A 21,427-nucleotide genomic window follows, 5' to 3' on the forward strand; every position below is an offset into this window, starting at 1 on the left:
CAATGCCCAGTGGGACGCCCCGTGCGGTTCCCGAGTGCACCCACTGGCGCTCAGCCAGCATGCGGCATCGCATACGGAGCCCGTGTGCTGGCTGAGCGCCACCGGATGCCGTCGTCACTTCGGCCCCGGACCGGCCCCGGCCCTCGAACCGCGCTACCCTGCCCGGCTTCGGACCTCTGGACCCGCGCCCCGCGCGCCCAGCTCCACGACCTTGACCTGGAGTGCACTCCAGGGGGTTGGCTCGGCGCATGTCGATCCTGCTTCTCGTGCCCTACGCCCTGCTGGCTCTCTCCCAGCTCCTCGCCCTCGTCGCCTTCGCCCAGGCCGCGCCGACCGCCCAGGCCGGGGCGACGGCGCTGGGCGTACCACTGCTCGCTTACCTCGCGGCGGCAATGCTGAGCCTCGGCTCTGCGGGCCTCGCCGCCGTCCCCGCCCGCATCGCAGAGCCGGGCGCTCCGGGGCCTCTGATCGGACTGGGAGTGCTGGGCGGTGTGCTGATCTGCGCCGCTCCGCTACTGTGGGGCAGCACGATCGGGGAGTTCCACCTCAGCCATCATCTGGTGCGGGCGGCGATCGTGGCCGGCTGTCTCGTGCTGTACTCGATGCATGTCGTTGCCCATCGGTGAAGTCTCCCGCCGCAGCGGGCTGAGCCCGGACACCCTGCGCTTCTACGAGCGCGAAGGGCTCCTCCCCGTGCCGGGACGCACCAGCGGCGGCGCCCGCCGTTACGACCCTGCGGTGCTCGACCAGCTCCAGGTGATCTCCACCCTGCGAGGCCTCGGATTCGGGCTGGACCAGGTCCGTGATCTCCTCGCCGCCAAGAGCTCCACCCACTCGGTGAGGGCGCGCATCGACGCTGCCGGCGCGAGCATCGACCGGCTCGAGGCGCTGCTGGACGAGAAGGAGAAGGCCCTGCAGGAGGCACGTGACCTGCTCGGTCAGTGGCGTGACGAACTGGATTCGTGGGAGCCGTGGCCGGATACCCCGCTCCCCCAGTGACTGCGGCCCCGCCATCTGGTCACTACGCCCTCAGCGACGCGGCGGGTCCAGATGCTCCCCGCGGCGGAGGATGGCGAGAAGCATCGCCTGCGTCTCTTCCCAGCGCAGGAACACCTGTTCCCAGGAAAGCCGCGTGACGCGGTACCCGCGCGACGTCAGGTAGAGGTCTCGCGCCCGGTCCGCGTCGTAGCTGAGCGGATCGTCATGGAACTCACGGCTATCGCATTCGATCACCCAGCTCCTGCCCACCAGCAGGTCCATCCGTCGCCGGCCGTCCGGGAACAGCACCTGGGACTTTACGGGAAAGTGTCGTGATTCCATCCACCAGCGCACCGTTGTCTCCGTCCCGGACTCCGCGTCCGCCCGGACCCTGGTGAGCGGTCGACGGATCCGCTGCGGCAGCGAGGCCAGGATCCGGTCCGCCTCGCGCCGGGAGAGCAGTCGCCGATACAGCCCGGACTCGAAGAGCACGGCCGCCTTCTCCACGGGGAGGCAGTGTGCGGCATGTGTGAGGACGAGGTCGAGGGCGGGGACGGGGTCGAGGCCGGGCCAGGACCGGAGCGCGGGACCGTGCAGGACGATCTCCTGCTCCTCGGCCAGCGTGATGACCTTCCCCGCCATGCGCCGCACAGGGTGCGCGCGGGCATTCCGCAGCTCCTCACCGACACGCAGCAACCGCGGACGGAACACATGGAAGCCGGTGTGCGGCGGCGTCCACAGCCCGTGCAGTGATGCCCCGTCCAGACAGGTGGGCCGCACCCCGAGGCGCAGCATCCGGACGACGCCCAGCGGCGCCTCCTCCGTGACGTACCAGGGTTGGACGCTTCTCATCGTGCCGTTCCCCAGCCAGCGCCGGACCGCATACTGAGAGACTCCGTCCGCATGGAGGAGTGTCTTGTGCCGAATGCCCGTGAGCTCCATGCCAGAGAGGGAAGCATCGACGCCGTCGCGGGGTCGGCGTACGGCCTGCGCCGTGGACCGACCGGCGCTGTGGAGGAGAGGTGACCGCAGCCGGAGCGGGCGCACCCGCCCACAGCACGCCCCGCCCACAGGCAGGCGCATCCGCACCAGCTCCCCGGCCAGGACGGCACCTGAGCCCGATTGCATCCACTGGCGCTCTGCCAGCACGCATCCCCGTATACGGCCCCCGCATGCTGGCTGAGCGGCACCGGATGACGAGTCCGCGCCGAGAACCGGGTCCCGTGGCAGACCTGGTCCCACCAGTGCCACGGCACGCCCACCCCGTCCCAGGCTCCGTTCCGCTCGGCCCGCACTGCCCCGCGGCGCTGACACTCCGCCCGGCTCGCGCCTCAGAACACCGGCTCGTCGAGCACGTGCGTGACCAGCTCGGCGACCTTGGAGCGCTCGGAGCGCTGCAGGGTGACGTGCGCGAACAGGTCCTTCTCCTTGAGCGCCTCGACCACGGAGGCGATCCCGTCGTAGCGGCCGATGCGGAGGTTGTCGCGCTGGGCCACGTCGTGGGTGAGCACCACCCGGGAGTTCTGCCCGATGCGGGAGAGCATCGTCAGCAGCACGTTGCGTTCGAGGGACTGGGCTTCGTCGACGATCACGAAGGCGTCATGGAGGGAGCGGCCGCGGATATGGGTCAGGGGCAGCACCTCGAGCATGCCGCGGGAGAGCACCTCGTCGATCACGTTCTGGGAGACCATCGAACCCAGCGTGTCGAACACGGCCTGGCCCCAGGGGCCCATCTTCTCGCCCTGGTCACCGGGGAGATAGCCCAGCTCCTGGCCACCCACGGCGAACAGCGGGCGGAACACCATGATCTTGCGCTGGGTACGACGCTCGAGCACGGCCTCGAGCCCTGCGCACAGTGCCAGCGCGCTCTTGCCGGTGCCGGCGCGGCCGCCGAGGGAGACGATGCCGATGGACTCATCCTGGAGCAGGTCGATCGCGATCCGCTGCTCGGCCGAGCGCCCGGCCACCCCGAACACGGTCTGATCACCTTCGACCAGTCGGACCTGCCGATCACGGGTGACCCGTCCTAGGGCGGAGCCACGCGGGCTGGTGATCGTCAGTCCGGTATGGACAGGCTGATGGGCCACCTCGGAGATCTGGACCGCCTGGCCGTCATAGAGGTCCGTCATCGTCTGCTCGTCGACCGTGGTGGTGACCATGCCCGTGTAGCCGCGGTCGCGTGCCAGCTCCGCGCGGTACTCCTCGGCGTGGATGCCCGATGCACTCGCTTTGATCCGCATCGGCAGGTCCTTCGAGACGAGCACCACGTTCTTGCCCTCGAGCTGCAGGTTCTTGGCGACGGCGAGGATGCGGGTGTCGTTGTCTCCGAGGCGGAACCCGTCCGGCAGGGAGGCGGGGTTCATGTGGTTGAGCTCGACGTGCACGTGCCCGCCGTCCTTGCCGATCGGCAGCGGCTGGGCGAGGTTCCCGTGCAGCTCGCGCAGATCGTCCAGGAGGCGCAGGGCCTGGCGGGCGAAGTAGCCGAGGTCCGGATGATGGCGCTTGGCCTCGAGCTCCGTGACCACCACGATCGGGAGCACGATGTCGTGCTCGGCGAAACGGTGCAGGGACAGCGGATCCGAGAGCAGCACCGAGGTGTCCAGGACGTAGGTGATCACACCCGTCTCGACCTCGGCGAGCATCTGCTGCGCAGCGCCGGGCAGCAGCGAGGGCACCACGGGGGCGCCGTCGGGGTTCGCGGCCCCGATCACCGACGCCCCGGTGCGAGTGCCGAACGATGCCGTGCCGTCGGCGGCGGGCATCGTCTCGCGAGTGGTGATGGTCTCTTCCATGGGAGCCTCCCGAGATCGAGCGGATGCCTGGACCATAGCCGCGCCGGCAGCCGCCATCGGGCGCGTCCCGCAGGGTGCGGGGACGACGTTCACCCGATCGTCATCGGGAGTTCTGCAGGGCTCCCGATGGACTCCAGTGTGCCACCGGTCACAGGGTGCGCTGGGGAGGTGGGGCCGAGAATTCGACACACCGTACCGCCTCCCGCCTCACCCGGGCCGGGACCGGACGCGCTTCGCTCAGGCGCCGTAGCGGCGTTCCCGGCGACAGAAGTCCCGCAGCGCCCGCAGCAGATCGATCCGTCGGAAGCCGGGCCAGTAGGTCTCGCAGAACCAGTACTCCGAGTGCACGGACTGCCAGAGCAGGAAGCCGGAGAGCCGCTGCTCGCCGGAGGTGCGGATGATGAGGTCCGGGTCGGGCTGACCTCGGGTGTAGAGGTGCTCGGCGATCGAGTCGACGCTGATGGCGGAGGCGACCTGTTCCCCGTCGAGACCCTGCGCGGACAGGTCGCGCACGAGCTCGCGCACGGCGTCGACGATCTCCTCGCGGCCGCCGTACCCGATGGCGACATTCACGGTCAGCGTCGATTCACGGGCGACCTGCTCCTGGGCCCGGGCGATCCCGGCACGCATCTCCTCCGGCAGCGCCTCGGCATTGCCGGTCAGCCGCACACAGTGGCCGGCCTCGATGATCTGCTCGATGGTGCCGGTGATGATCTCGTAGAGCGCGACGAGCTCCTCGGGCGGGCGGCGCAGATTGTCGGTGGAGAGCATCCACACGGTGACCAGCGGGATGTCGAGCCCTTCGCACCAGGAGAGGAACTCGAGGATCTTGGCGGCGCCGACGCGATGGCCATGCTCGGTGGACTCGCCCGCCTCCTTCGCCCAGCGGCGGTTGCCGTCCACGATCACGCCCAGATGCTGAGGGAGCGAGAAGGACTCGAGCTCCTTGCTGAGCCGGCGCTCGTAGACGCGATAGAGGAGACCGTCGTCGTCCATGGCAGCCTCCGTTCCGTCCTGCAGATGCTCTTGGGTGCCCGCGCCGCAGATCATCCTCCGCGGCGCCGCAGCGACGCGCGGTCCTGGGCGCTGGGGCGTACGTCTCCATTATCGGGCACGGCCCGGCGAGGTCCCGACGAACCCGGGAAATCGACACCGGATGGACACAGCGAGCACACCATTAACCTACGGCCCCGTAAGTTACGGTGTTCCCATGAATTACGGAATTCGACACGAGGGCGACGGACAGCCCTCCGGGCACCACTCCGACCCTCCAGATCACGCGCAGTCCGCGGCCGCGCTCGAGGATCCCGCCGCGCGCGAGCTCTTCGAGGCGACGTCGAGCAGCGGCGGCACCGAGCTGCCGACCGACGAGGACCTGCCCACCGCCGAGAACTTCCCGTTCGCCCCGCGCACCCTCACCCGGGCGATGGCTCGCCGGGCCACCCACCTGGGCCTCCAGCTGCCGAAGCCGCGCCTGCGCGGGATGCTGCACCTGATCGCGTTCCCTGCCACGTTGGTGGTGGGGCTGCTGCTGGTCGCTGTCGGCGACACACTGCTGATCCGTCTCGCCTGCGCGGTCTTCGTGCTCACCGCGGGCCTGCTGTTCGGCATCAGCGCGGTCTACCACCGCGGCACGTGGACCCCGCAGAAGGCGATCATGCTGCGGCGCTTCGACCACGCGAACATCTTCCTGATCATCGCCGGCACCTACACCCCGATCGCCGTGGCGATGCTCGAGCCGGGCTCGGCCCGCACCCTGCTGGCGATCGCGTGGGGCGGTGCGCTGGTCGGCGTCTGCTTCCGGCTGTTCTGGACCGGGGCCCCGCGCTGGATCTACGTGCCCGCCTATGTCGCGCTGGGCTGGGTGGCGGTCTTCTACATGCCGCAGCTGCAGGCCAGCGGCGGCTGGGCCGTGGTCTGGCTGCTGGCGTTCGGCGGTCTCGCCTATACGGCGGGCGCGGTCATGTATGCGCTCAAGCGCCCGAACCCCTCACCGGCCTGGTTCGGATTCCACGAGCTCTTCCATGCCGGCACTCTGATCGGCTTCGGCTGCCACTTCGCGGCAGTCGCAGTGACTGTGATCTGACGAGTCGCCGTGATCTGACGAGTGGCCGTGATCAGCCGCGGGATGCGCTCTGACGGTCGCCGCTCAGCGGTCCTCGGCGGAGGGCGGGGTTCCGTTCTCGGGTCGGTCGCCCGCCGCGTCCTCCGACCCGGCTGCCGGCTGCTCCGAGGTCGGCTCGGCGACGACCGGCTGGCCCTCCGCCGGCTGCCCATCCGCCGGCTGCCCATCCGCCGGCTCACTGTCGATCTCCTCCGCCGTCGGCTCGGCCTCGGCGCGCTCTTCGGCGCGCTCCTCTGCCTCGATCCTCTCCTGAACCCGGGCCCGGGCCTGGACTCGGCGGGTATGGCGGGTCATGCTGATCGCGAGCAGCACCACCAGGACCGCCATCACGAAGGTCGCATAGAAGCCCGGCAGACCCGGCGAGACGGTGACGGAGTTGAACTCCTCGCCGTCCGACGGGTTCGGTGTGGCCAGCAGCACGCCCGCCTCGAACAGCAGCTGTGCCCCGTTCATGCACGTGCTCCGACGTGCTCGTTGCGCAACCCGGCGAACAGGTCCGTCTCGGGAAGCTTGACCCCGATCCGAGAGATGTGCAGCTCGTAATCCTCGGTGCCCCAGGCAGCGGTCTCGGCCTCGTGCGAGACGCGGAAGAAGAAACCTTCGGGGTCGATCTGGGTGGCGTGCGCCCGCAGCGCATCATCCCTCACCGCGAGGTAGTCGCGGACGTCGACGCGCGTGGTCAGCAGCCGATCATGGCTCTCGTCGTAGCGCTGGAGCATCTGGTCGAGCTCCTCGTTCGGCGTCCCCTCGGTGTGCAGGTGCCGGCTGACCGCCGAGAACCGCTGCCGGTGGAAGCCGCTGTTGTAGTAGAGCTTCGCGATCGACCAGGGCTCGCCCAACTCGGGCGCGAAGTCGGGATCCGCCGCCAGATCGAAGGCGGCGACGCTGATCCGGTTGACCTGGATGTGGTCGGGATGCGGGTAGCCGCCGTTCTCGTCATAGGTGGTCATCACGTGGGGACGCAGACGACGCACGGCCTCGACCAGCGGGCGCACCGCCTCCTCGATCGGGGTGGCGGCGAAGCTCCCGGCCGGCAGCGGCGGAAGCGGGTCACCCTCAGGGAGCCCCGAATCGATGAAGCCCAGCCACTCGTGGTTCACGCCGAGGATCTCCTTGGCCCGCTCCATCTCCTGGCGACGGATCCCGGGCAGGGTCTCGGCAGTCACGGTCGGGTCATCACGCAGGCGGGGATTGAGCACGTCGCCGCGCTCTCCCCCGGTGCAGGTGATGACCGTGACCTGGACACCCTCGCGCGCATATCGGGCAGTCGACCCGGCACCCTTGGACGATTCGTCGTCCGGATGCGCGTGGACGGCCACCATCCGCAGTGGTTCATCGGAAGCGGGCAGCTGGACGGTCACGGGACTCCTCGGAGGCGGCAGAACGGGGTCGGGGCCCTCAGCGTTACTGTGCACACTGCGCACAGAATCGGTGGGGTGCACCAGCGTCCGATCGTACGCCACCCCTGCTGGGTGGAACTGGAAGGAGCGGAGAAGTCCGGCCGACGTGACCAGCACCTCCCCTACATCGTGGGACGCCCACGGGGAGCATTCGGGTGAGGTCTGGGAGACTGACCCCATGAACGACGTCAGGGAGCGGCATACCGACCGCTATGGGAAGCCGCTCGTCGGCCGTCGCACCGCACGCACGCTCCTCGCGCTCGCCGCCGCAGTGTTCGCCGCAGTCGTGCTCTATGTCGGCATCCAGTCCGCGAGCACCCCGGTCCGTTCCGAGATGCTCGCCTACGAGCATCTCGCTGAGGATTCGATCGCGGTCGACTTCATCGTGACCATGGATCCGGGCACCGAGGCGAGCTGCCAGATCCAGGCGCTGAACAAAGGCCGTGCGCAGGTCGGTTTCGTGGAGAAGGTGATCCCCGCCCAGGAGGACCGTCGTACTGCGCACCACGTCGAGATCTCCACTCAGGGCGATGCGGTCTCCGCAGAGGTCGTCAGCTGCTCCGCGCTCTGAAGCTGCACCTGCGCCCGCACCTCCCGGCCGACCATGCTGTCGGCCCGTCCGCGAGGATTACTCGAGGGGCGTAAACGTGCCGGGGGTCCCCAGGAAAGCGTTCTGCGCGGTGTAATGTATTCCGGAATCGGCTCCCTGCCGATTCATCATCACCCGCACACGGGGCGCATGAGGACATGTGCCCCGTGATTCGCGTATTGGGGCCCGTTTCCCGATGCGCTCTACCGAGGACGACAGGAGTGAACCCATGAGCAGCCAGCCAAATGGCGCCTGGCTCACCCAGGACGCGTACGACCGCCTGACCAAGGAGCTCGCGGAGCTCGAAGGTCCCGCACGCGCAGAGATCACCGAGCGCATCGCCGCAGCTCGTGACGAGGGGGACCTGAAGGAGAACGGCGGATATCACGCCGCTCGTGAAGAGCAGGGAAAGATGGAGGCCCGGATCTCGGATCTCCAGCGTCTGCTGAAGAACGCCGTGGTCGGCGAGGCTCCGAAGGATGACGGCGTGGTCGAGCCCGGCATGGTCGTGGGCATCACGATGGCCGGCAAGGAGCGCACCTTCCTGCTCGGCAATCGCGAGATCGCCGACGGTGACGACGACCTCGAGGTGTACTCCTCCGAGTCGCCGCTGGGCAGCGCGATCCACGGCTCCCGGGTCGGTGACACCGTCGAGTACACGGCACCGAACGGGAAGACGTTCTCGATCGAGATCCTGACGGCCACGCCCTACAAGGCGTGACCTGAACGGCATGACGTGAACGGCATGCTGAGCCGCCCTCGAGCGCGAAGCAGCACGTGAAGGAAGGCCCCCACCTCAGTAGCTGCTGGAGTGGGGGCCTTCCCTCATGCGTTCGCAGGACGTCCGGGGTGAGGAGCGGAACTCAGGCCCCATGTCCGTCGTTGCGCGGCGCGCCCTCGCGCGAGGGATCCTGCGGTCCCCCCTCGCGCGAGGGGTCCTGCGGCGCGTCCTGCGCCGCGGCCCCTCCTGCATCGGCTGCGGAAGTTCCCGAGGCCGGACGATCAGCGCCGGGGGCTGGATCCACGGGAGTCTGTTCAGCGGTGCTGGTGGCGGTGGTCGCTGCGCCACCAGTGGTCTCCCCTCGGGAAGCGGCCTCACTCCCACCGGCCGCACCGGCAGGACGCTGCGACGCGGGCCGCAGCGCGGCGAAGCCAGGGACCGCGAGCTTGGTCCCGCCACCGCTCGCCCCGGCCGGGACCGAGTCCTGTCTCCCGGAGAGGGAGGCGAAGAACTCGCCGCTCGCCCTGTCCTCCCCGAGCTCAGGGCTCGGGTCCCTGCCCACCACGTACAGCAGCGTGGCATTGACGAAGGCGATCACCGGGATCGCGAACAGCGCGCCCGGGATGCCGGCGATCATCGCACCACCGGCGACTCCGAGGAACACCGCCAGGGGGTGCAGCTCGACAGCCTTGCCCATCAGGAACGGCTGGAGCACATTGCCCTCGAGCTGCTGCACCGCGAGCACGATCGCCAGCATGATGAGTGCGCCGACCCAGCTGTTCAGCACGAGGACAAGCAGCACGGCGATCGCACCGGAGGCGATCGCGCCGACCAGCGGGATGAAGGAGAACAGGAACACGAGGAGCCAGATCGGCACCGCATAGGAGCCCAGTCCCAGCGCCACCATGCCGATCGCGATGCCGATGGCGTCCACGGCCGCGACCAGGATCTGGGTGCGGATGTACGCCGACAGCGCCTTCCAGCCCCGGCGGAACGCCTCATGGGTGGGAACCCGTGCTGCGGGCGGCAGCAGGCCCACCACCCAGCGCCAGATCCCGGCCCCGCCCGAGAGCAGGAAGAACAGCGTGAACAGAGCCACCACGATGCCGGTGGCGAGGTTGCCGAGCACCGCAGCGGTGCTCACCGCACCGCTGACCAGCTGCCCGGAGTACTGCTGGAGCTGCTCGAGCCCCTCGTCGATCGCCGCGTTGATCATCGGCGTGTCGATCTGGAAGGTCGTGGTCGCCCAGTCCACGAGACCCTCGAAGCCCGTGACGGCCTTGTCCTGGATGTCCTCGAACTGCGCGAACAGCTGGCGTCCGGCCAGCGTGAACATCCCTGCGATCACCAGCAGCAGACCGAGCAGCGCGATGCCGCTGGCGGCGGCGCGACCGAGGAAGGTGTAACGGGTGAGGACCTTGACGATCGGCGTCAGCAGCGCGGCGAGCAGAATCGCGATGAGAACCGGGATCACGAGGGTGGTGACCTGCAGCAGTCCCCAGATGAGCAGGGCGGAGGCCGCGACGACGACGATGAGCCGCCAGGACCACGCTGCAGCCCGACGGACTCCGAGCGGGATCTCCTCGACCTCCGGGGCGAGGTGCGAGGCCCTCGGGGTGGGGCGCAGCTTCGACATGGGACTCCTTCCGTGAGCCACAGCGGCTCAGAGGCATCCTAATCACGCGTGCCAAGCCTTCTGCACGCATCTGTACGCGAGCACAGCCCCGGGGCCGACGAAGGTCGACCCCGGATTCACCGAGCGGGGGGCCTGCGCCTGCTCTCGCGAGAACTACCGTGATCTCATGCACAGCGAGCTCCCTTCCTCCTCTCCCGCTCTCGAGGTCCCCCGCGCCGATCTCTCCGGGGCATCTCCCGCTCCGTCGGGGTCGACCCCCGCGCCGCACCCGGTCAGCGGGGCCGCCGCGCCGGGCCCGGCCAGCGGGGTGGCCGCGCCGATCGCCGCCGATGCGGCGATCCCGGAACGGACCGCGCTGTCGATCCGGGGGCTGCGGAAGTCCTTCGACAAGACGGAGGTCGTCCACGGAATCTCCCTCGACGTCCCCCGCGGCTCCTTCTACGGGATCGTGGGTCCCAACGGGGCGGGCAAGACGACCACGCTGTCGATGGCCACCGGCCTGCTGCGTCCGAACGGCGGCACCGCCCATGTGCTCGGGCACGACATGTGGGCCGAGCCACAGCAGGCCAAGGCCCTGCTCGGGGTCCTCGCCGACGGGTTGCGCACCTTCGACCGACTGACCGGTCGGGAGCTGCTCACCTATGTGGGACTGGTGCGAGGGATGAAGGCCGAGGTGGTCGAGGAGAGGATGGAGTCGCTGCTGGCAGCACTGGATCTCGCCGGTGAGGACGGCAAGCTCGTCGTCGACTACTCCGCCGGCATGACCAAGAAGATCCTGCTGGCCAGCGCGCTGCTGCACGCGCCCCGGCTGCTGGTGCTGGATGAGCCGCTCGAGGCGGTCGATCCGGTCTCCGCGCAGGTGATCCGCAAGATCCTCACCGCCTATGTCGCCGGCGGCGGCACCGTGGTGCTGTCCAGCCATGTCATGGAGCTGGTCGAGGGGCTGTGCAGCCACGTCGCGATCATCGCCGACGGCGAGCTGCTGGCCGATGGCACGCTCGACGAGGTGCGCCGCGGCGGGAGCCTGGTCCAGACCTTCATCGACCTGGTCGGCGGCGGCGACGTCGCGGAGGGGAGCCTGTCGTGGTTGGAGTCCTGAGCAGCGAGCACGCCGCCACCGCCTCGGCGGCGGGAGTCCACCACGGCGAGGTCTCGCAGAAGCGCCTCATCCGCCTGCAGCTGGCGCTCAAGTGGACGCTGTGGAAGCGGTCCTACCGCAAGAACATCGGCAAGCTGATCGGCACCATCTTCGGTGTGCTCTACACCCTCGGTGCACTGGTGGGCCTGGTGTTCCTGTTCCTGGGCACCACCCTGTGGGCGGGAGAGGGCTCGACCTTCCCGCTGATCGTGCGGGGCCTGGGAGCACTGACCGTGCTGCTGTGGTTCCTGATCCCCGTGGTCGCCTTCGGCCTCGACGACACCCTGGACCCTCGTGCCTTCGCCCTGTTCCCGCGCAGCGCGAAGGAGCTCCAGCCGGGCATGTTCGCCGCCGCGGCGCTGAGCCTGCCGAGTCTCCTCACGCTGATCGCGATCGCGATCGCGACCGGTTTCGAGCTGCTGTGGCTGATCGTGTTCGGCCAGGGTGCGGTGTGGATCATCCTGGCCGCGCTCGCCGTGATCCCGGCGAATCTCGCCGCCTTCGCCCTGTGCCTGCTGCTGCCGCGTGCCTGGTTCGCGCATTCGGCGAGCCGTGCCTCCTCTCGCAGCGGGCGGGAGGTGGGAGGGATCCTCGGCTTCCTGCTCCTCTTCGTGGTGATCTACGGCTTCTCGCTGGGCATGCAGCGCGTCTCCGACCTCGACTTCGCCCTGCTGGAGCGCGTGATGCCCACGGTCGTCGAGGTGCTGGCGTGGACTCCCGTCGGTGCTCTCTTCGCCGTGCCGATGGACCTCGCGGAGGGCCGGGTCCTCACCGCGCTCGTCCGTGCGCTGATCGGCGCGGTCACGATCGTGGTGGTGTGGCTCTGGTGGCGTCGTTCGATCGACGCCTCCCTCACCTCGGCGCTCACCGGGGACACCTCCTCGGGGGACATCAAGGTCTCGCCGCTGGTGCCGCGTCTCGTGGCCCCGAGCGCTTTCGGTGCGGTGATGGGCAAGTCGCTGCGTTACTGGCGCCGCGACACCCGCTATCTCGCGGCACTCGGCATCTATCCGGTGATCATCGTGTTCTTCGTGGCGATGGGGTTCATGCTCCCGGAATCACGGCCCATGATGCTCGCGATGACGATCCTCATGTGCGGGATGAGCGGGATCAGCCTGTCCAACGAGGTCGGTTTCGACGGTCCGTCGGGATGGGTCAACATCGTCACCGGGCTGCCCTCCCGTGCGAACCTCACCGGCCGCATCGCCGCCCAGGCGGTGCTGATGGTGCCGGGCGTGGTGGTGGCGACGATCGCGATCCCGCTGCTGTACGGGATGGCGGAGCTGATGCCGATGACGGTGATGATCTCCCTGGGGGCCATGGCCTGCGGCTGGGGCATCTCGATGGTGGTCAGGGTGCTGCTCCCCTATCCGAGCTCACCTCCCGGCACCAACCCGATGAAGGACAAGTCCGCCTCGAGCTCGAACGCGATGATCGCGATGACCGTGGCGATGGTGGGCGTGTTCGTGCCGCTGATCCCGGCGATCGGCATCGGCATCTGGGGTGCCGTCTCGGGCAGCCTCCCCCTCACCCTGCTCGCGGGGGTGCTCGCGCTGGTCGCCGGGGCGATCGTGTTCCTGGTGGGTCTGCGGATCGCCGTGGTGCGGCTGGATGCTCGGTACCCGGATGTGTTCCAGAAGGTCCGCAACCATGTCTAAGGCTCCCGAGCCCGAGGACCCGGTGCGGCATGGACGGGGCTAGGTCAGGTCGCGCTCCATGACCAGCGCGTCGATCCGTCGGCCGCGGATCCGGTAGTAGCCGCGCCGGCGGTCGATCTCCCGGTACCCGGCCGCCGTGTAGAAGGCTCGCGCCCGGGTGTTGTCCTCCCGCACCTCGAGCAGCATCCGCTCGGCGCCGCCCGCCCGCGCCTGCCCCTCGCACCAGCCCAGCAGCGCCCGACCGATGCCGGCGCCCTCGCGGCGGGTGCCGATGGTGTGCAGGTCGGCGATGTCCCCGGCGAGCATGATCCCGGCGTAGCCGAGCATCTCGCCCTTCCCCTGCGGTCCGGTCGCGGCGATCACATAGCGGCGGTCGGGGTGCTCGATCTCGGCGGCGAGCTGGAAGACGTTCCAGGCCTCGTCGGGGAACAGCTCGAGCTCGGCGAACGCGATCTCCTCGACGTCCTCGATGCTCGCCGGGCGCAGCGCCCAGCCGTCGCCGGCGTGCACTGCGGCTGGCGCGACAGCCGGCTCCGCGGCCGGCTCAGCGGGCCGACGGGCCGACTCCGCGGTCCGACGGGCCGACCCTTCGTCGACCGGGTCTGCAGGGCCTCTCATCTCAGCGCCCCAGGGCGCTCTTGCGTGCGGTGGGCTTGGCCGCATCGGGCTCGCGCAGGTACATCGGCTCGGTGCTGCTGAGGTCCTCGCCCCGCGCGCTCAGCGCGGCGGCGGCGAGCAGCAGATGCCCCGCGTCGACATGCACCAGCTCCGCGGTGGCAGGCAGCAGCTCCGGATAGATCCCGGTCCCGGAGCCGACGAGGATGTCGCAGGCGGTGAGCTCGTCGGCGACCGCTGCCGGGGCATCGACCGCGGGGTCGGCGATGCGGGTGACCTCACCGCTCACCCCCCGGCGATAGCGGGCGTGGTAGACCTCGCGGCGTCGCGCGTCGAGGGCCACCCCGACGGTGAAAGCACCCTCGTGCGCAGGCCCTTCCTGCGCGGAGCCGAGCCCGGCGAGCGCCTGGTGGGCGAGGCCATCGAGGGAGCTGAGCCCGTACAGGGGCACCCCGAGCACCGCGGCGATCGAACGGGCCGAGACCAGCCCCACCCGCAGGCCGGTGAAGGGCCCCGGACCACGGCCCACGACGATGCCGGTGAGCTCGGACCGCTCCACGCCTGCGGCCGTCAGCACCTCGTCGATCAGGGACAGCAGCACCTCGTCATGGTGGCGGGAGCGCTCGTCGGCCCGGACCTGCAGGATCTCGGGCGCGGGGCCGGTGAGCTCGCCGCGGGCGACGGCGACGCTCACCGCCCCGGAGGTGTCGATTCCCAGCAGCATCAGCGGTTCTCCTCGGTGGAATCGGCGACCCCGGTGGACTCGGTGGATTCGGCGGCCAGGGCGATCCCGTCGGGGCCCGTGACGGTGGCCAGCGCTGCCTCGAGGCGGATGATCGCCGGCTCGTCCCAGCGGGGGCCGTGCGGGGTCAGGCGCAGGGTGCGCGGTTCGTCGGGGTCGTGCGGATCGTCGACGTGGTCCGGGCGCTCGAGCTCGACCATCAGGTACGAGTCGACGAGGTGCTCGACCCGGTCGCGACCCCACTCCACGACCGTGACGGCGCGGTCGAGATCTGCTTCGAGGTCGAGGTCGTCGATGTCGCCGCCCCCACCCAGCCGATAGGCATCCACATGCACGAGATCTGGGCCCGCGCCGAGGTTGGGGTGGACCCGTTCGATGACGAAAGTCGGGGAGGCGACGGGGCCGCGCACGCCGAGCCCCGCGCCCAGTCCCTGGGTGAAGGTGGTCTTGCCGGCGCCCAGCGGTCCGTCGAGCACCAGCAGGTCACCGGGCTTGAGCACCGCGGCCAGGGCCTGGGCCACCGTGCGGGTGCCCTCGGCGTCGCGGGTGCGCACGGGCAGTGCGCTCATGCGCGCACCTCGCGGGTGACGCGCCCGGAGACGGAGGTGAGAACCTCGTAGGGGATGGTGCCGGCAGCCCGCGCCCAGTCATCGGCGGTCGAGGCGGCGGGGGCGTTGGGGGCGCCTCCCGCGTCGCCGAAGACGAACACCTCGTCCCCGGCGCGGGCGCCCGTGTCCGGGCCCAGGTCGATGACGATCTGGTCCATGCTGATGCGACCCACCTGCGGCGCCCGGCGGTCGCCGGACTCGGTGCGCACGATCACGGTGCAGCGGTCGCCGGCGGCACGGTGGAGGCCGTCGGCGTAACCGATCGGCACCAGGCCGAGGCACGTGGCATGGTCGGTGCTGCGGAGGCGGCCATAGCCGATGCTCTGACCCTCCGGCACCTCCTTGACCAGCGCGAGGCGGCTGGTCAGCGTCATCGCCGGGCGCAGCTGCACCTCCGTGGGCACCGGCGGGTAGCCGTACAGCGCGATGCCGGGCCGCACGATGTCGCGGTGCAGGTCCGGGCGGGTGAGGGTCGCGGCCGAGTTCGCGATGTGCTGCAGCGGGATCGGGCCCACCTCCTCGGCGAGCGCTGCACAGGCGGAGTCGAACAGCTCCACCTGCTGATCGGTCGCCGGATCGGAGGGATCATCCGCCGTGGTGAGGTGGGTCCAGGCGGCGGTGAGCTGGATGAAATCGTCCTCCCGCATGGCGGCGCCGATCTCCCGGATCTGCCAGGGCAGCACGCCGTTGCGCCCCATTCCGGTGTCGATCTTCAGGTGCACGCGGGCGCGGCGGTCGGCCTGCCGGGCGGCGTCGGCCACCAGCGCCAGCATCTCCGGGGAGCCGACGGAGATGTCCACCCCGGAGCTGAGCACCTCGGGCAGCACGGTCCGTGCGGTGTGCGGCTCGTACAGCCAGGTGAGGATCTGCGCATCGAGCCCGGCGCGGGCGAGTGCCAGCGCGCTCGCGGGGTGGGCGACGCCGAGCCAGGTGGCGCCACCCTCGATCGCGGCGCGGGCCGCGGTGAGCATGCCGTGCCCGTAGCCATCGGCCTTCACCACCGCCATCAGGGCCGTCTGCTCCTCGAGCAGGGTGCCGAGGGCGCGGGTGTTCTGCGTGATCGCCGAGGGGTCGATCACGGCCCGGTTGGGCACGTGCCGGGGGTCCTCGGCAGGGATCGGGATGGTCATCGGGCTCCTTGGATCACGGCTGGGCGCCTGCCAGGATAGACCCGATCGCGGCAGGCAGGTGAGTGGCCACCTCGAGGGCGACCAGCGGGTGCAGGCCGTCGTGGGAGGCGAGGCGGCCGGCGCGGCCGTGGAGGATCGCGGCGAGCGCGGCGGCGTCGGGGCCGGGAAGCCCCGTGGCGAGGAGGGTGCCGAGCACCCCGGTGAGCACGTCTCCGGTGCCGGCGGTCGCGAGCTGCGGGGTCGCGTCGTCCTGGGTGCGCAGCGGACCGCCGGCCCCAGGGGCGATGAGGGTGATCGCTCCCTTGAGCAGCACGGTGGCGCCGGTGGCCTCGGCGAGGGCGGGGGCGAGCAGCAGGCCGGGCAGATCGGGATCCACACCCAGGCGGCGGGCGAGGCGTTCGGCTTCACCGCGGTGCGGGGTGAGGACCACGTCGGCGCCGAAGCGGTGTTCGGGGGTGAGGGTGCCGAGGGCCCCGGCGTCGATCACGCCGCGCGCGATGGTCCCTTCCCCTGCACCGTCCCCTGCGCCGTCTCCCGCCCGCAGGCAGTTCACTCCCGCGACGGCGCGAGGGTCCTCGGTGGCGAGCCCGGGGCCGACGACGAGCGCGTCGGTGCGGCCGACGGCGGCGAGATCCACGGCGTCCGGACCGCCGAGGGCGCGCTCGACGCGGTGCCCGACGACCTCCGGCCGCTCGCGCAGCACCAGGTCGAGGACGGTCTGCGGGGCGAGGCAACGGACCATTCCGGCGCCGGTGCGGGAGGCGCCGGAGACGGCGAGCACCGCCGCGCCCGGGTACTGCTCGCTGCCGGCGGCGAGCGCGACCACGCCGCGGGTGTACTTGGTGGCGTCCCGGTCCGGCTGCGGCAGCAGGCTGCGGGCATCGGCCTCCTCGAGCCGCAGCACCGCGGGGGTGGCGGGCAGGTGCGGGGCCAGTCCCAGGTCCACGAGGTGGAGCGTGCCGGCGCGCTCGGCACCGCCGGGCAGCAGCAGAGCGGCCTTGACCGCCCCGAAGGTGACCGTCTCGGTGGCGTGCAGGGCCTCGGGGGCGGCCTGCCCGGTGGTGGCGTCGACGAAGCTGGGCAGATCGACCGCGATCACCGGGAGTCCGCTCGCGCGCACCAGCGCCAGCAGCGGGACGAGCTCAGCGGGAACCTCGGGGCGGCCGCCGATGCCGAGCATCGCATCGAGCACCAGCGTGGTCCGGGTCAGATGCTCCTCGAGCATGGCCGCGGAGGTGTCGGCCAGTGGAAGGATCGTTCCTCCCTCCTCGCGCAGCGCAGCGGCCCCCTCCTCATGGAGACGGCCTGCGGTGGCGATCGCGTCGGCGTGGATGCCGTCGGCGCGCAGCAGGGCGGCGGCGTGGAGGCCGTCGCCGCCATTGGCGCCCGCGCCGGCGAGGACCAGCACCCGGGGAGCTCCAGGACCACCCTCGTCGGCGCTGTGCGGAGACGCCCTGTGCAGGCGGGACGCGACGTGGTCGGCCAGGGCACGGGCAGCGCGGAGCATGAGCGGCTCCCCCGCCGCCAGCAGCGGGGTCTCGGCCGCACGGACCGCCGCGGCGGTATGGCCGCTGATCATGGCTGGTCACCGGCGGCCGGAGCAGACCTGCCGGCCGGGCCGCTGCCGCGCTCGGCGACGACGATCGCGGTGGCGACGTCCCCGTCGTGGGAGAGGGAGAGGTGCAGGTGGGCGACGCCCTGGGCCTCGGCGGCGCGCAGGGTGGCGCCGCGCAGGCGCAGGTAGGGGCGGCGCACCTCGGTGCGTTCGACGGTGACGTCCTGCCAGGAGAAGTCGCCTGGGGCGCCGAGGGCTTTGCCGACAGCCTCCTTGGCCGCGACCCGGGCGGCGCGGGAGGCGGCGGAGAGGCCGCGCTCCGACGGGGTCAGCAGCCGGTCCAGCAGGGCGGGTGTCCGCTCGAGCATCGCGGTCAGGCGCGCGATCCCGACGACGTCGACGCCGACGCCGGCGATGGCGGCGTCATCCCGGGGCGCGAAGGCCCGGCCCCCGAAGCTGTGATCGGGGCCGGGCGTCGGCGCTGAGGTCGCAGAGGTGCTCACCCCGGCAGTATCACACTTCCGGCTGGGCACCATTGCTCACGCTGGTCACTCCACGGTGACGGACTTGGCGAGGTTGCGGGGCTGATCCACGTCCAGGCCCTTCGCCGTCGCCAGCTCGCAGGAGAAGATCTGCAGCGGGATCACGGTCAGCAGCGCCGCGAAGAGGGTGCGGGTGGCGGGCACCCGGATCACCACATCGGCGTAGGGCAGCACCGCGTCGTCGCCCTCTTCGGCGATCACCAGGGTGCGGGCGCCGCGGGCGCGCACCTCCTGGATGTTCGAGACCACCTTGGAGTGCAGCGAGTGGCGGCCGTTCGGGGAGGGCACGATGACGAACACCGGCTGTCCCTCCTCGACCAGGGCGATGGGGCCGTGCTTGAGCTCACCGGCGGCGAAGCCCTCGGCATGGATGTAGGCGATCTCCTTGAGCTTGAGCGCGCCCTCCATCGCCGTCGGGTAGCCGACGTGGCGGCCCAGGAAGAGGACGCTGGTGGCGTCCTTCATGTCACGGGCGAGCTGCTCGACCTGGGAGGAGTTGTCCAGGACCTGCTGGATCTGGTCCGGGATCTGCTCGAGGTCGGCCATCAGCGCGGCGATCTCGTCGGGGTAGAGGTTGCCGCGCACCTGGGCGAGGAACAGGCCCAGCAGGTAGCAGGCGGCGATCTGGCCGAGGTACGCCTTGGTGGAGGCGACGGCGATCTCGGGACCCACGTGCAGGTACAGCGCCGCATCGGCCTCGCGCGGGATGGTCGCGCCGCGGGTGTTGCAGATGGCGATGACCTTCGCGCCCTGCTCGCGGGCGTGGCGCACCGCCATCAGGGTGTCCATGGTCTCGCCGGACTGCGAGATGGCGACGACGAGGGTCTTCTCGGTGACGACGGGGTCGCGGTAGCGGAACTCATGGGCGAGCTCGACCTCGGTGGGGATGCGGCACCAGTGCTCGATGGCATACTTCGCGACGGCACCGGCGTTGGCGGCGGTGCCGCAGGCGACGACGACGATCTTGTCGATGCTGCGCAGCACCGAGGGATCGATGTCCATCTCGTCCAGCGTCAGGGAGCCGTCCTCGAGGCGGCCGCGCAGGGTGTCCGCGACGGCGCTGGCCTGCTCGTGGATTTCCTTGGCCATGAAGGAGTCGAAGCCGCCCTTCTGCGCGGCGGCGGCATCCCACTCGATCGTGTAGCGCTTGGCGTCGGTGACCTCGTGGCCGTCGAAGTCGATGATCGCGACGGAGTTCGCGGTGACGGTGACGACCTGGTCCTGACCGATTTCGAGGGCCTCCTTGGTGGAGTCCACGAAGGCGGCGACGTCGGAGCCGAGGAAGTTCTCGCCCTCGCCGAGACCCACCACCAGCGGGGAGTTGCGGCGAGCGGCGACCACGGTGTCCGGGGCATCCTTGTGCACCGCCAGCAGGGTGAAGGCTCCCTCGAGGGAAGCGGCGCTGCGGCGCATCGCCTCGGTGAGGTCCCCGGCCTGCTCCATCTCGCGCGCGATGAGGTGCGCGGCCGCCTCGGAGTCGGTCTCGGAGGTGAAGGTGAAGCCGTCGGCCTCGAGCTCGGCACGGAGCTTCGCGAAGTTCTCGATGATGCCGTTGTGCACCACGGCGAGCTCGCCTTCGCGGCCACCCAGGTGGGGATGGGCGTTGAGGTCGGTCGGGGCGCCGTGGGTGGCCCAGCGGGTATGGGCGATGGAGACCCCGCCGGTGGTCTCGGAGAGGTCCTCGAGCGCCTCGCGGAGGTTGGCGAGCTTGCCGGCGCGCTTGGTGACGTGCACGGCGCCGTCATCGATCACGGCCACGCCCGAGGAGTCATATCCGCGGTATTCGAGGCGGGCGAGGCCCTGAAGGGCGACGTCCACGGGACGAGAAGAGGGGGCTGCGGCCCGGGGGCCTGCGTATCCGACGATTCCACACATGCCGCTCACGCTAATGAACCAGAGGGCGATCGGCACAATCAACGCAGATTCTGCGCGAGGCCTTGCTCACGATGACGGTCCCCGACGCGCAGCCATGGCCGACGGCTGCACGGAGTGAGCAGAAATGAGCAGGTATGGCTGCGCGGAGCTGACCGTCTGTCGCCCGAGATCACACCGAGTCCCAGCACGGCACACCCGTGCACCGGGACCGCGTCGCCAGCTGGAACAATCACCCCATGAAGTCTGCGTCGACGTCGAGCACCGTGACTCCCTTCGAGGAGATCCCCCGGGAGGACTGGGCCCGGCTCTCGCAGCAGACCCCGCTGCCGCTGTCCGAGGAGGACGTCACCCGGCTGCGCGGCCTCGGCGACCGGATCGATCTCAGCGAGGTCGACGACGTCTACCGGCCCATCTCGCGCCTGCTGAACATCCAGGTCGCGGCCTCCCAGGCGCTGCGCCGCAACCGGGAGGACTTCCTGGACCAGCGCCAGCAGCGCACCCCCTATGTGATCGGGGTGGCCGGCTCGGTGGCGGTGGGCAAGTCCACCACCGCCCGCCTGCTGCGGGAGCTGATGGCTCGCTGGCCCGAGACCCCGCGGGTGCAGCTGGTGACCACCGACGGCTTCCTCTATCCCAACGCCGTGCTCGAGTCGCGCGGCATCATGCAGCGCAAGGGCTTCCCCGAGAGCTACGACCGGCGGCGCCTGCTGCGCTTCGTCGCGGATGTGAAAGCCGGGCAGGAGCGGGTCGAGGCGCCGATCTACTCGCACCTGACCTACGACATCCTCCCTGACGAGCGCGTGGTGGTCGAGCGGCCCGACGTGCTGATCGTCGAGGGGCTGAACGTGCTGCAGCCGGCCCGTCCGCGCCGCGACGGCCGGCTCGGGATGGCCGTCTCGGACTTCTTCGACTTCTCCGTCTACGTGGATGCGCGGATGGAGGACGTCCAGCGCTGGTACGTGGACCGCTTCCTGCAGCTGCGGCGCACCGCCTTCTCCAACCCCCGCTCCTACTTCCGCCGCTACGCGGACCTCACCGACGAGGAGGCCAAGGAGACGGCACTGGGGATCTGGCGCTCGATCAACGGCCCGAACCTCACCGAGAATGTGGTCCCCACTCGCGGCCGCGCCGACCTGGTGCTGCGCAAGGACGGCCAGCACAGCGTCCACTCGGTGCTGCTGCGGAAGGTCTGACACGCCCGTTCCGCCGCGGCCCGCACGCGACACGCCCGTCGAGTCCACCGATCTCGACCATTTCTGTCAGAGATCGGTGGACTCGACGGGCGGGTTCGGCGTGGTGCCGCGTCATGCGGGCGCTCCCGCC

General features: G+C 70.5%; 21 protein-coding genes. 8 read left to right on the forward strand and 13 right to left on the reverse strand.

Annotated features, from left to right (window positions below; genetic code table 11):
- Nucleotides 1–248: 248 nt before the first annotated feature.
- Both Q0937_RS00740 and Q0937_RS00745 read left to right on the forward strand, forming a co-directional pair.
- Entirely contained in the window at nucleotides 249–626 is a 378-nt protein-coding gene (locus tag Q0937_RS00740) for a hypothetical protein (protein ID WP_299298550.1), read from the forward strand.
- Nucleotides 607–999: a MerR family transcriptional regulator gene (locus Q0937_RS00745; RefSeq protein ID WP_299298553.1), complete on the forward strand. Its 393-nt coding sequence runs from the start codon at nucleotides 607–609 to the stop codon at nucleotides 997–999. The genes Q0937_RS00740 and Q0937_RS00745 overlap by 20 nt, the downstream gene beginning before the upstream one ends.
- Nucleotides 1,000–1,029: 30 nt before the next feature.
- Here Q0937_RS00745 and Q0937_RS00750 read toward each other — a convergent pair whose 3' ends face one another.
- The 3 genes from Q0937_RS00750 to Q0937_RS00760 form a co-directional block, all read right to left on the reverse strand.
- Entirely contained in the window at nucleotides 1,030–1,830 is an 801-nt protein-coding gene (locus tag Q0937_RS00750; protein WP_299298556.1) for a hypothetical protein, read from the reverse strand.
- Nucleotides 1,831–2,309: 479 nt separating this feature from the next.
- Entirely contained in the window at nucleotides 2,310–3,620 is a 1,311-nt protein-coding gene (locus tag Q0937_RS00755) for a PhoH family protein (protein WP_299299618.1), read from the reverse strand.
- Between the two features lie 387 nt (nucleotides 3,621–4,007).
- Nucleotides 4,008–4,766 carry an isoprenyl transferase gene (locus Q0937_RS00760; protein WP_299298558.1) on the reverse strand — a complete coding sequence of 253 codons (759 nt, stop codon included), beginning with the start codon at nucleotides 4,764–4,766 and terminating at the stop codon, nucleotides 4,008–4,010.
- Between the two features lie 214 nt (nucleotides 4,767–4,980).
- Between Q0937_RS00760 and Q0937_RS00765 the strand changes: the two genes are divergently transcribed.
- Nucleotides 4,981–5,856, forward strand: coding sequence for a hemolysin III family protein (locus tag Q0937_RS00765; RefSeq protein ID WP_299298561.1), 876 nt, complete (start codon nucleotides 4,981–4,983; stop codon nucleotides 5,854–5,856).
- Nucleotides 5,857–5,919: 63 nt separating this feature from the next.
- On the opposite strand, the gene Q0937_RS00770 is transcribed toward Q0937_RS00765, so the two are convergent.
- Complete coding sequence (locus Q0937_RS00770; protein ID WP_299298564.1) at nucleotides 5,920–6,348, reverse strand: hypothetical protein; 429 nt, start codon at nucleotides 6,346–6,348, stop codon at nucleotides 5,920–5,922.
- Nucleotides 6,345–7,256, reverse strand: coding sequence for a mycothiol conjugate amidase Mca (gene mca, locus Q0937_RS00775; protein ID WP_299298567.1), 912 nt, complete (start codon nucleotides 7,254–7,256; stop codon nucleotides 6,345–6,347). Before mca ends, Q0937_RS00770 begins: the two co-directional genes overlap by 4 nt.
- A 217-nt stretch (nucleotides 7,257–7,473) precedes the next feature.
- Between mca and Q0937_RS00780 the strand changes: the two genes are divergently transcribed.
- Both Q0937_RS00780 and greA read left to right on the forward strand, forming a co-directional pair.
- The gene (locus tag Q0937_RS00780; RefSeq protein ID WP_299298570.1) at nucleotides 7,474–7,866 is read left to right on the forward strand and encodes a DUF4307 domain-containing protein; all 393 of its coding nucleotides are present in this window, start codon (nucleotides 7,474–7,476) and stop codon (nucleotides 7,864–7,866) included.
- 247 nt (nucleotides 7,867–8,113) lie between these two features.
- Nucleotides 8,114–8,605 (forward strand): transcription elongation factor GreA, encoded by a 492-nt coding sequence (gene greA, locus Q0937_RS00785; RefSeq protein WP_299298573.1) that lies wholly within the window; start codon nucleotides 8,114–8,116, stop codon nucleotides 8,603–8,605.
- 142 nt (nucleotides 8,606–8,747) lie between these two features.
- Here the strand turns inward: greA and Q0937_RS00790 are convergent, their stop codons facing one another.
- Complete coding sequence (locus Q0937_RS00790; RefSeq protein ID WP_299298576.1) at nucleotides 8,748–10,241, reverse strand: AI-2E family transporter; 1,494 nt, start codon at nucleotides 10,239–10,241, stop codon at nucleotides 8,748–8,750.
- A 166-nt stretch (nucleotides 10,242–10,407) separates the two neighbouring features.
- On the opposite strand from Q0937_RS00790, the gene Q0937_RS00795 reads away from it, so the two are divergent.
- Nucleotides 10,408–11,340: an ABC transporter ATP-binding protein gene (locus Q0937_RS00795; protein ID WP_299298579.1), complete on the forward strand. Its 933-nt coding sequence runs from the start codon at nucleotides 10,408–10,410 to the stop codon at nucleotides 11,338–11,340.
- Nucleotides 11,325–13,037, forward strand: a complete 1,713-nt coding sequence (locus Q0937_RS00800) for a hypothetical protein (protein WP_299298582.1) — start codon at nucleotides 11,325–11,327, stop codon at nucleotides 13,035–13,037. Before Q0937_RS00795 ends, Q0937_RS00800 begins: the two co-directional genes overlap by 16 nt.
- Before the next feature lie 39 nt (nucleotides 13,038–13,076).
- On the opposite strand, the gene Q0937_RS00805 is transcribed toward Q0937_RS00800, so the two are convergent.
- From Q0937_RS00805 to glmS, 7 genes are read right to left on the reverse strand one after another with little or no spacing between them, the layout of a single operon-like run.
- Nucleotides 13,077–13,655 carry an N-acetyltransferase gene (locus Q0937_RS00805; protein WP_299298585.1) on the reverse strand — a complete coding sequence of 193 codons (579 nt, stop codon included), beginning with the start codon at nucleotides 13,653–13,655 and terminating at the stop codon, nucleotides 13,077–13,079.
- A gap of 1 nt (nucleotide 13,656) precedes the next feature.
- Nucleotides 13,657–14,376: a tRNA (adenosine(37)-N6)-threonylcarbamoyltransferase complex dimerization subunit type 1 TsaB gene (tsaB, locus tag Q0937_RS00810; RefSeq protein WP_299298588.1), complete on the reverse strand. Its 720-nt coding sequence runs from the start codon at nucleotides 14,374–14,376 to the stop codon at nucleotides 13,657–13,659.
- On the reverse strand, nucleotides 14,376–14,963 hold the full coding sequence (gene tsaE, locus Q0937_RS00815; protein WP_299298591.1) for a tRNA (adenosine(37)-N6)-threonylcarbamoyltransferase complex ATPase subunit type 1 TsaE: 588 nt from the start codon (nucleotides 14,961–14,963) through the stop codon (nucleotides 14,376–14,378). The genes tsaB and tsaE overlap by 1 nt, the downstream gene beginning before the upstream one ends.
- Nucleotides 14,960–16,132, reverse strand: a complete 1,173-nt coding sequence (alr, locus tag Q0937_RS00820) for an alanine racemase (RefSeq protein WP_299298593.1) — start codon at nucleotides 16,130–16,132, stop codon at nucleotides 14,960–14,962. The genes tsaE and alr overlap by 4 nt, the downstream gene beginning before the upstream one ends.
- A 13-nt stretch (nucleotides 16,133–16,145) precedes the next feature.
- Nucleotides 16,146–17,711, reverse strand: coding sequence for an NAD(P)H-hydrate dehydratase (locus Q0937_RS00825; RefSeq protein ID WP_299298596.1), 1,566 nt, complete (start codon nucleotides 17,709–17,711; stop codon nucleotides 16,146–16,148).
- On the reverse strand, nucleotides 17,708–18,190 hold the full coding sequence (locus Q0937_RS00830; protein WP_299298599.1) for a holo-ACP synthase: 483 nt from the start codon (nucleotides 18,188–18,190) through the stop codon (nucleotides 17,708–17,710). Before Q0937_RS00830 ends, Q0937_RS00825 begins: the two co-directional genes overlap by 4 nt.
- Before the next feature lie 45 nt (nucleotides 18,191–18,235).
- Entirely contained in the window at nucleotides 18,236–20,104 is a 1,869-nt protein-coding gene (gene glmS / locus Q0937_RS00835) for a glutamine--fructose-6-phosphate transaminase (isomerizing) (RefSeq protein WP_299298602.1), read from the reverse strand.
- Between the two features lie 236 nt (nucleotides 20,105–20,340).
- Here glmS and coaA point away from each other — a divergent pair, with 236 nt between their 5' ends.
- Nucleotides 20,341–21,297 (forward strand): type I pantothenate kinase, encoded by a 957-nt coding sequence (gene coaA, locus Q0937_RS00840; protein WP_299298605.1) that lies wholly within the window; start codon nucleotides 20,341–20,343, stop codon nucleotides 21,295–21,297.
- The last annotated feature ends 130 nt before the right edge of the window (nucleotides 21,298–21,427 follow it).

Source organism: uncultured Brachybacterium sp. (genome assembly GCF_947500705.1).
Lineage (GTDB): Bacteria > Actinomycetota > Actinomycetes > Actinomycetales > Dermabacteraceae > Brachybacterium.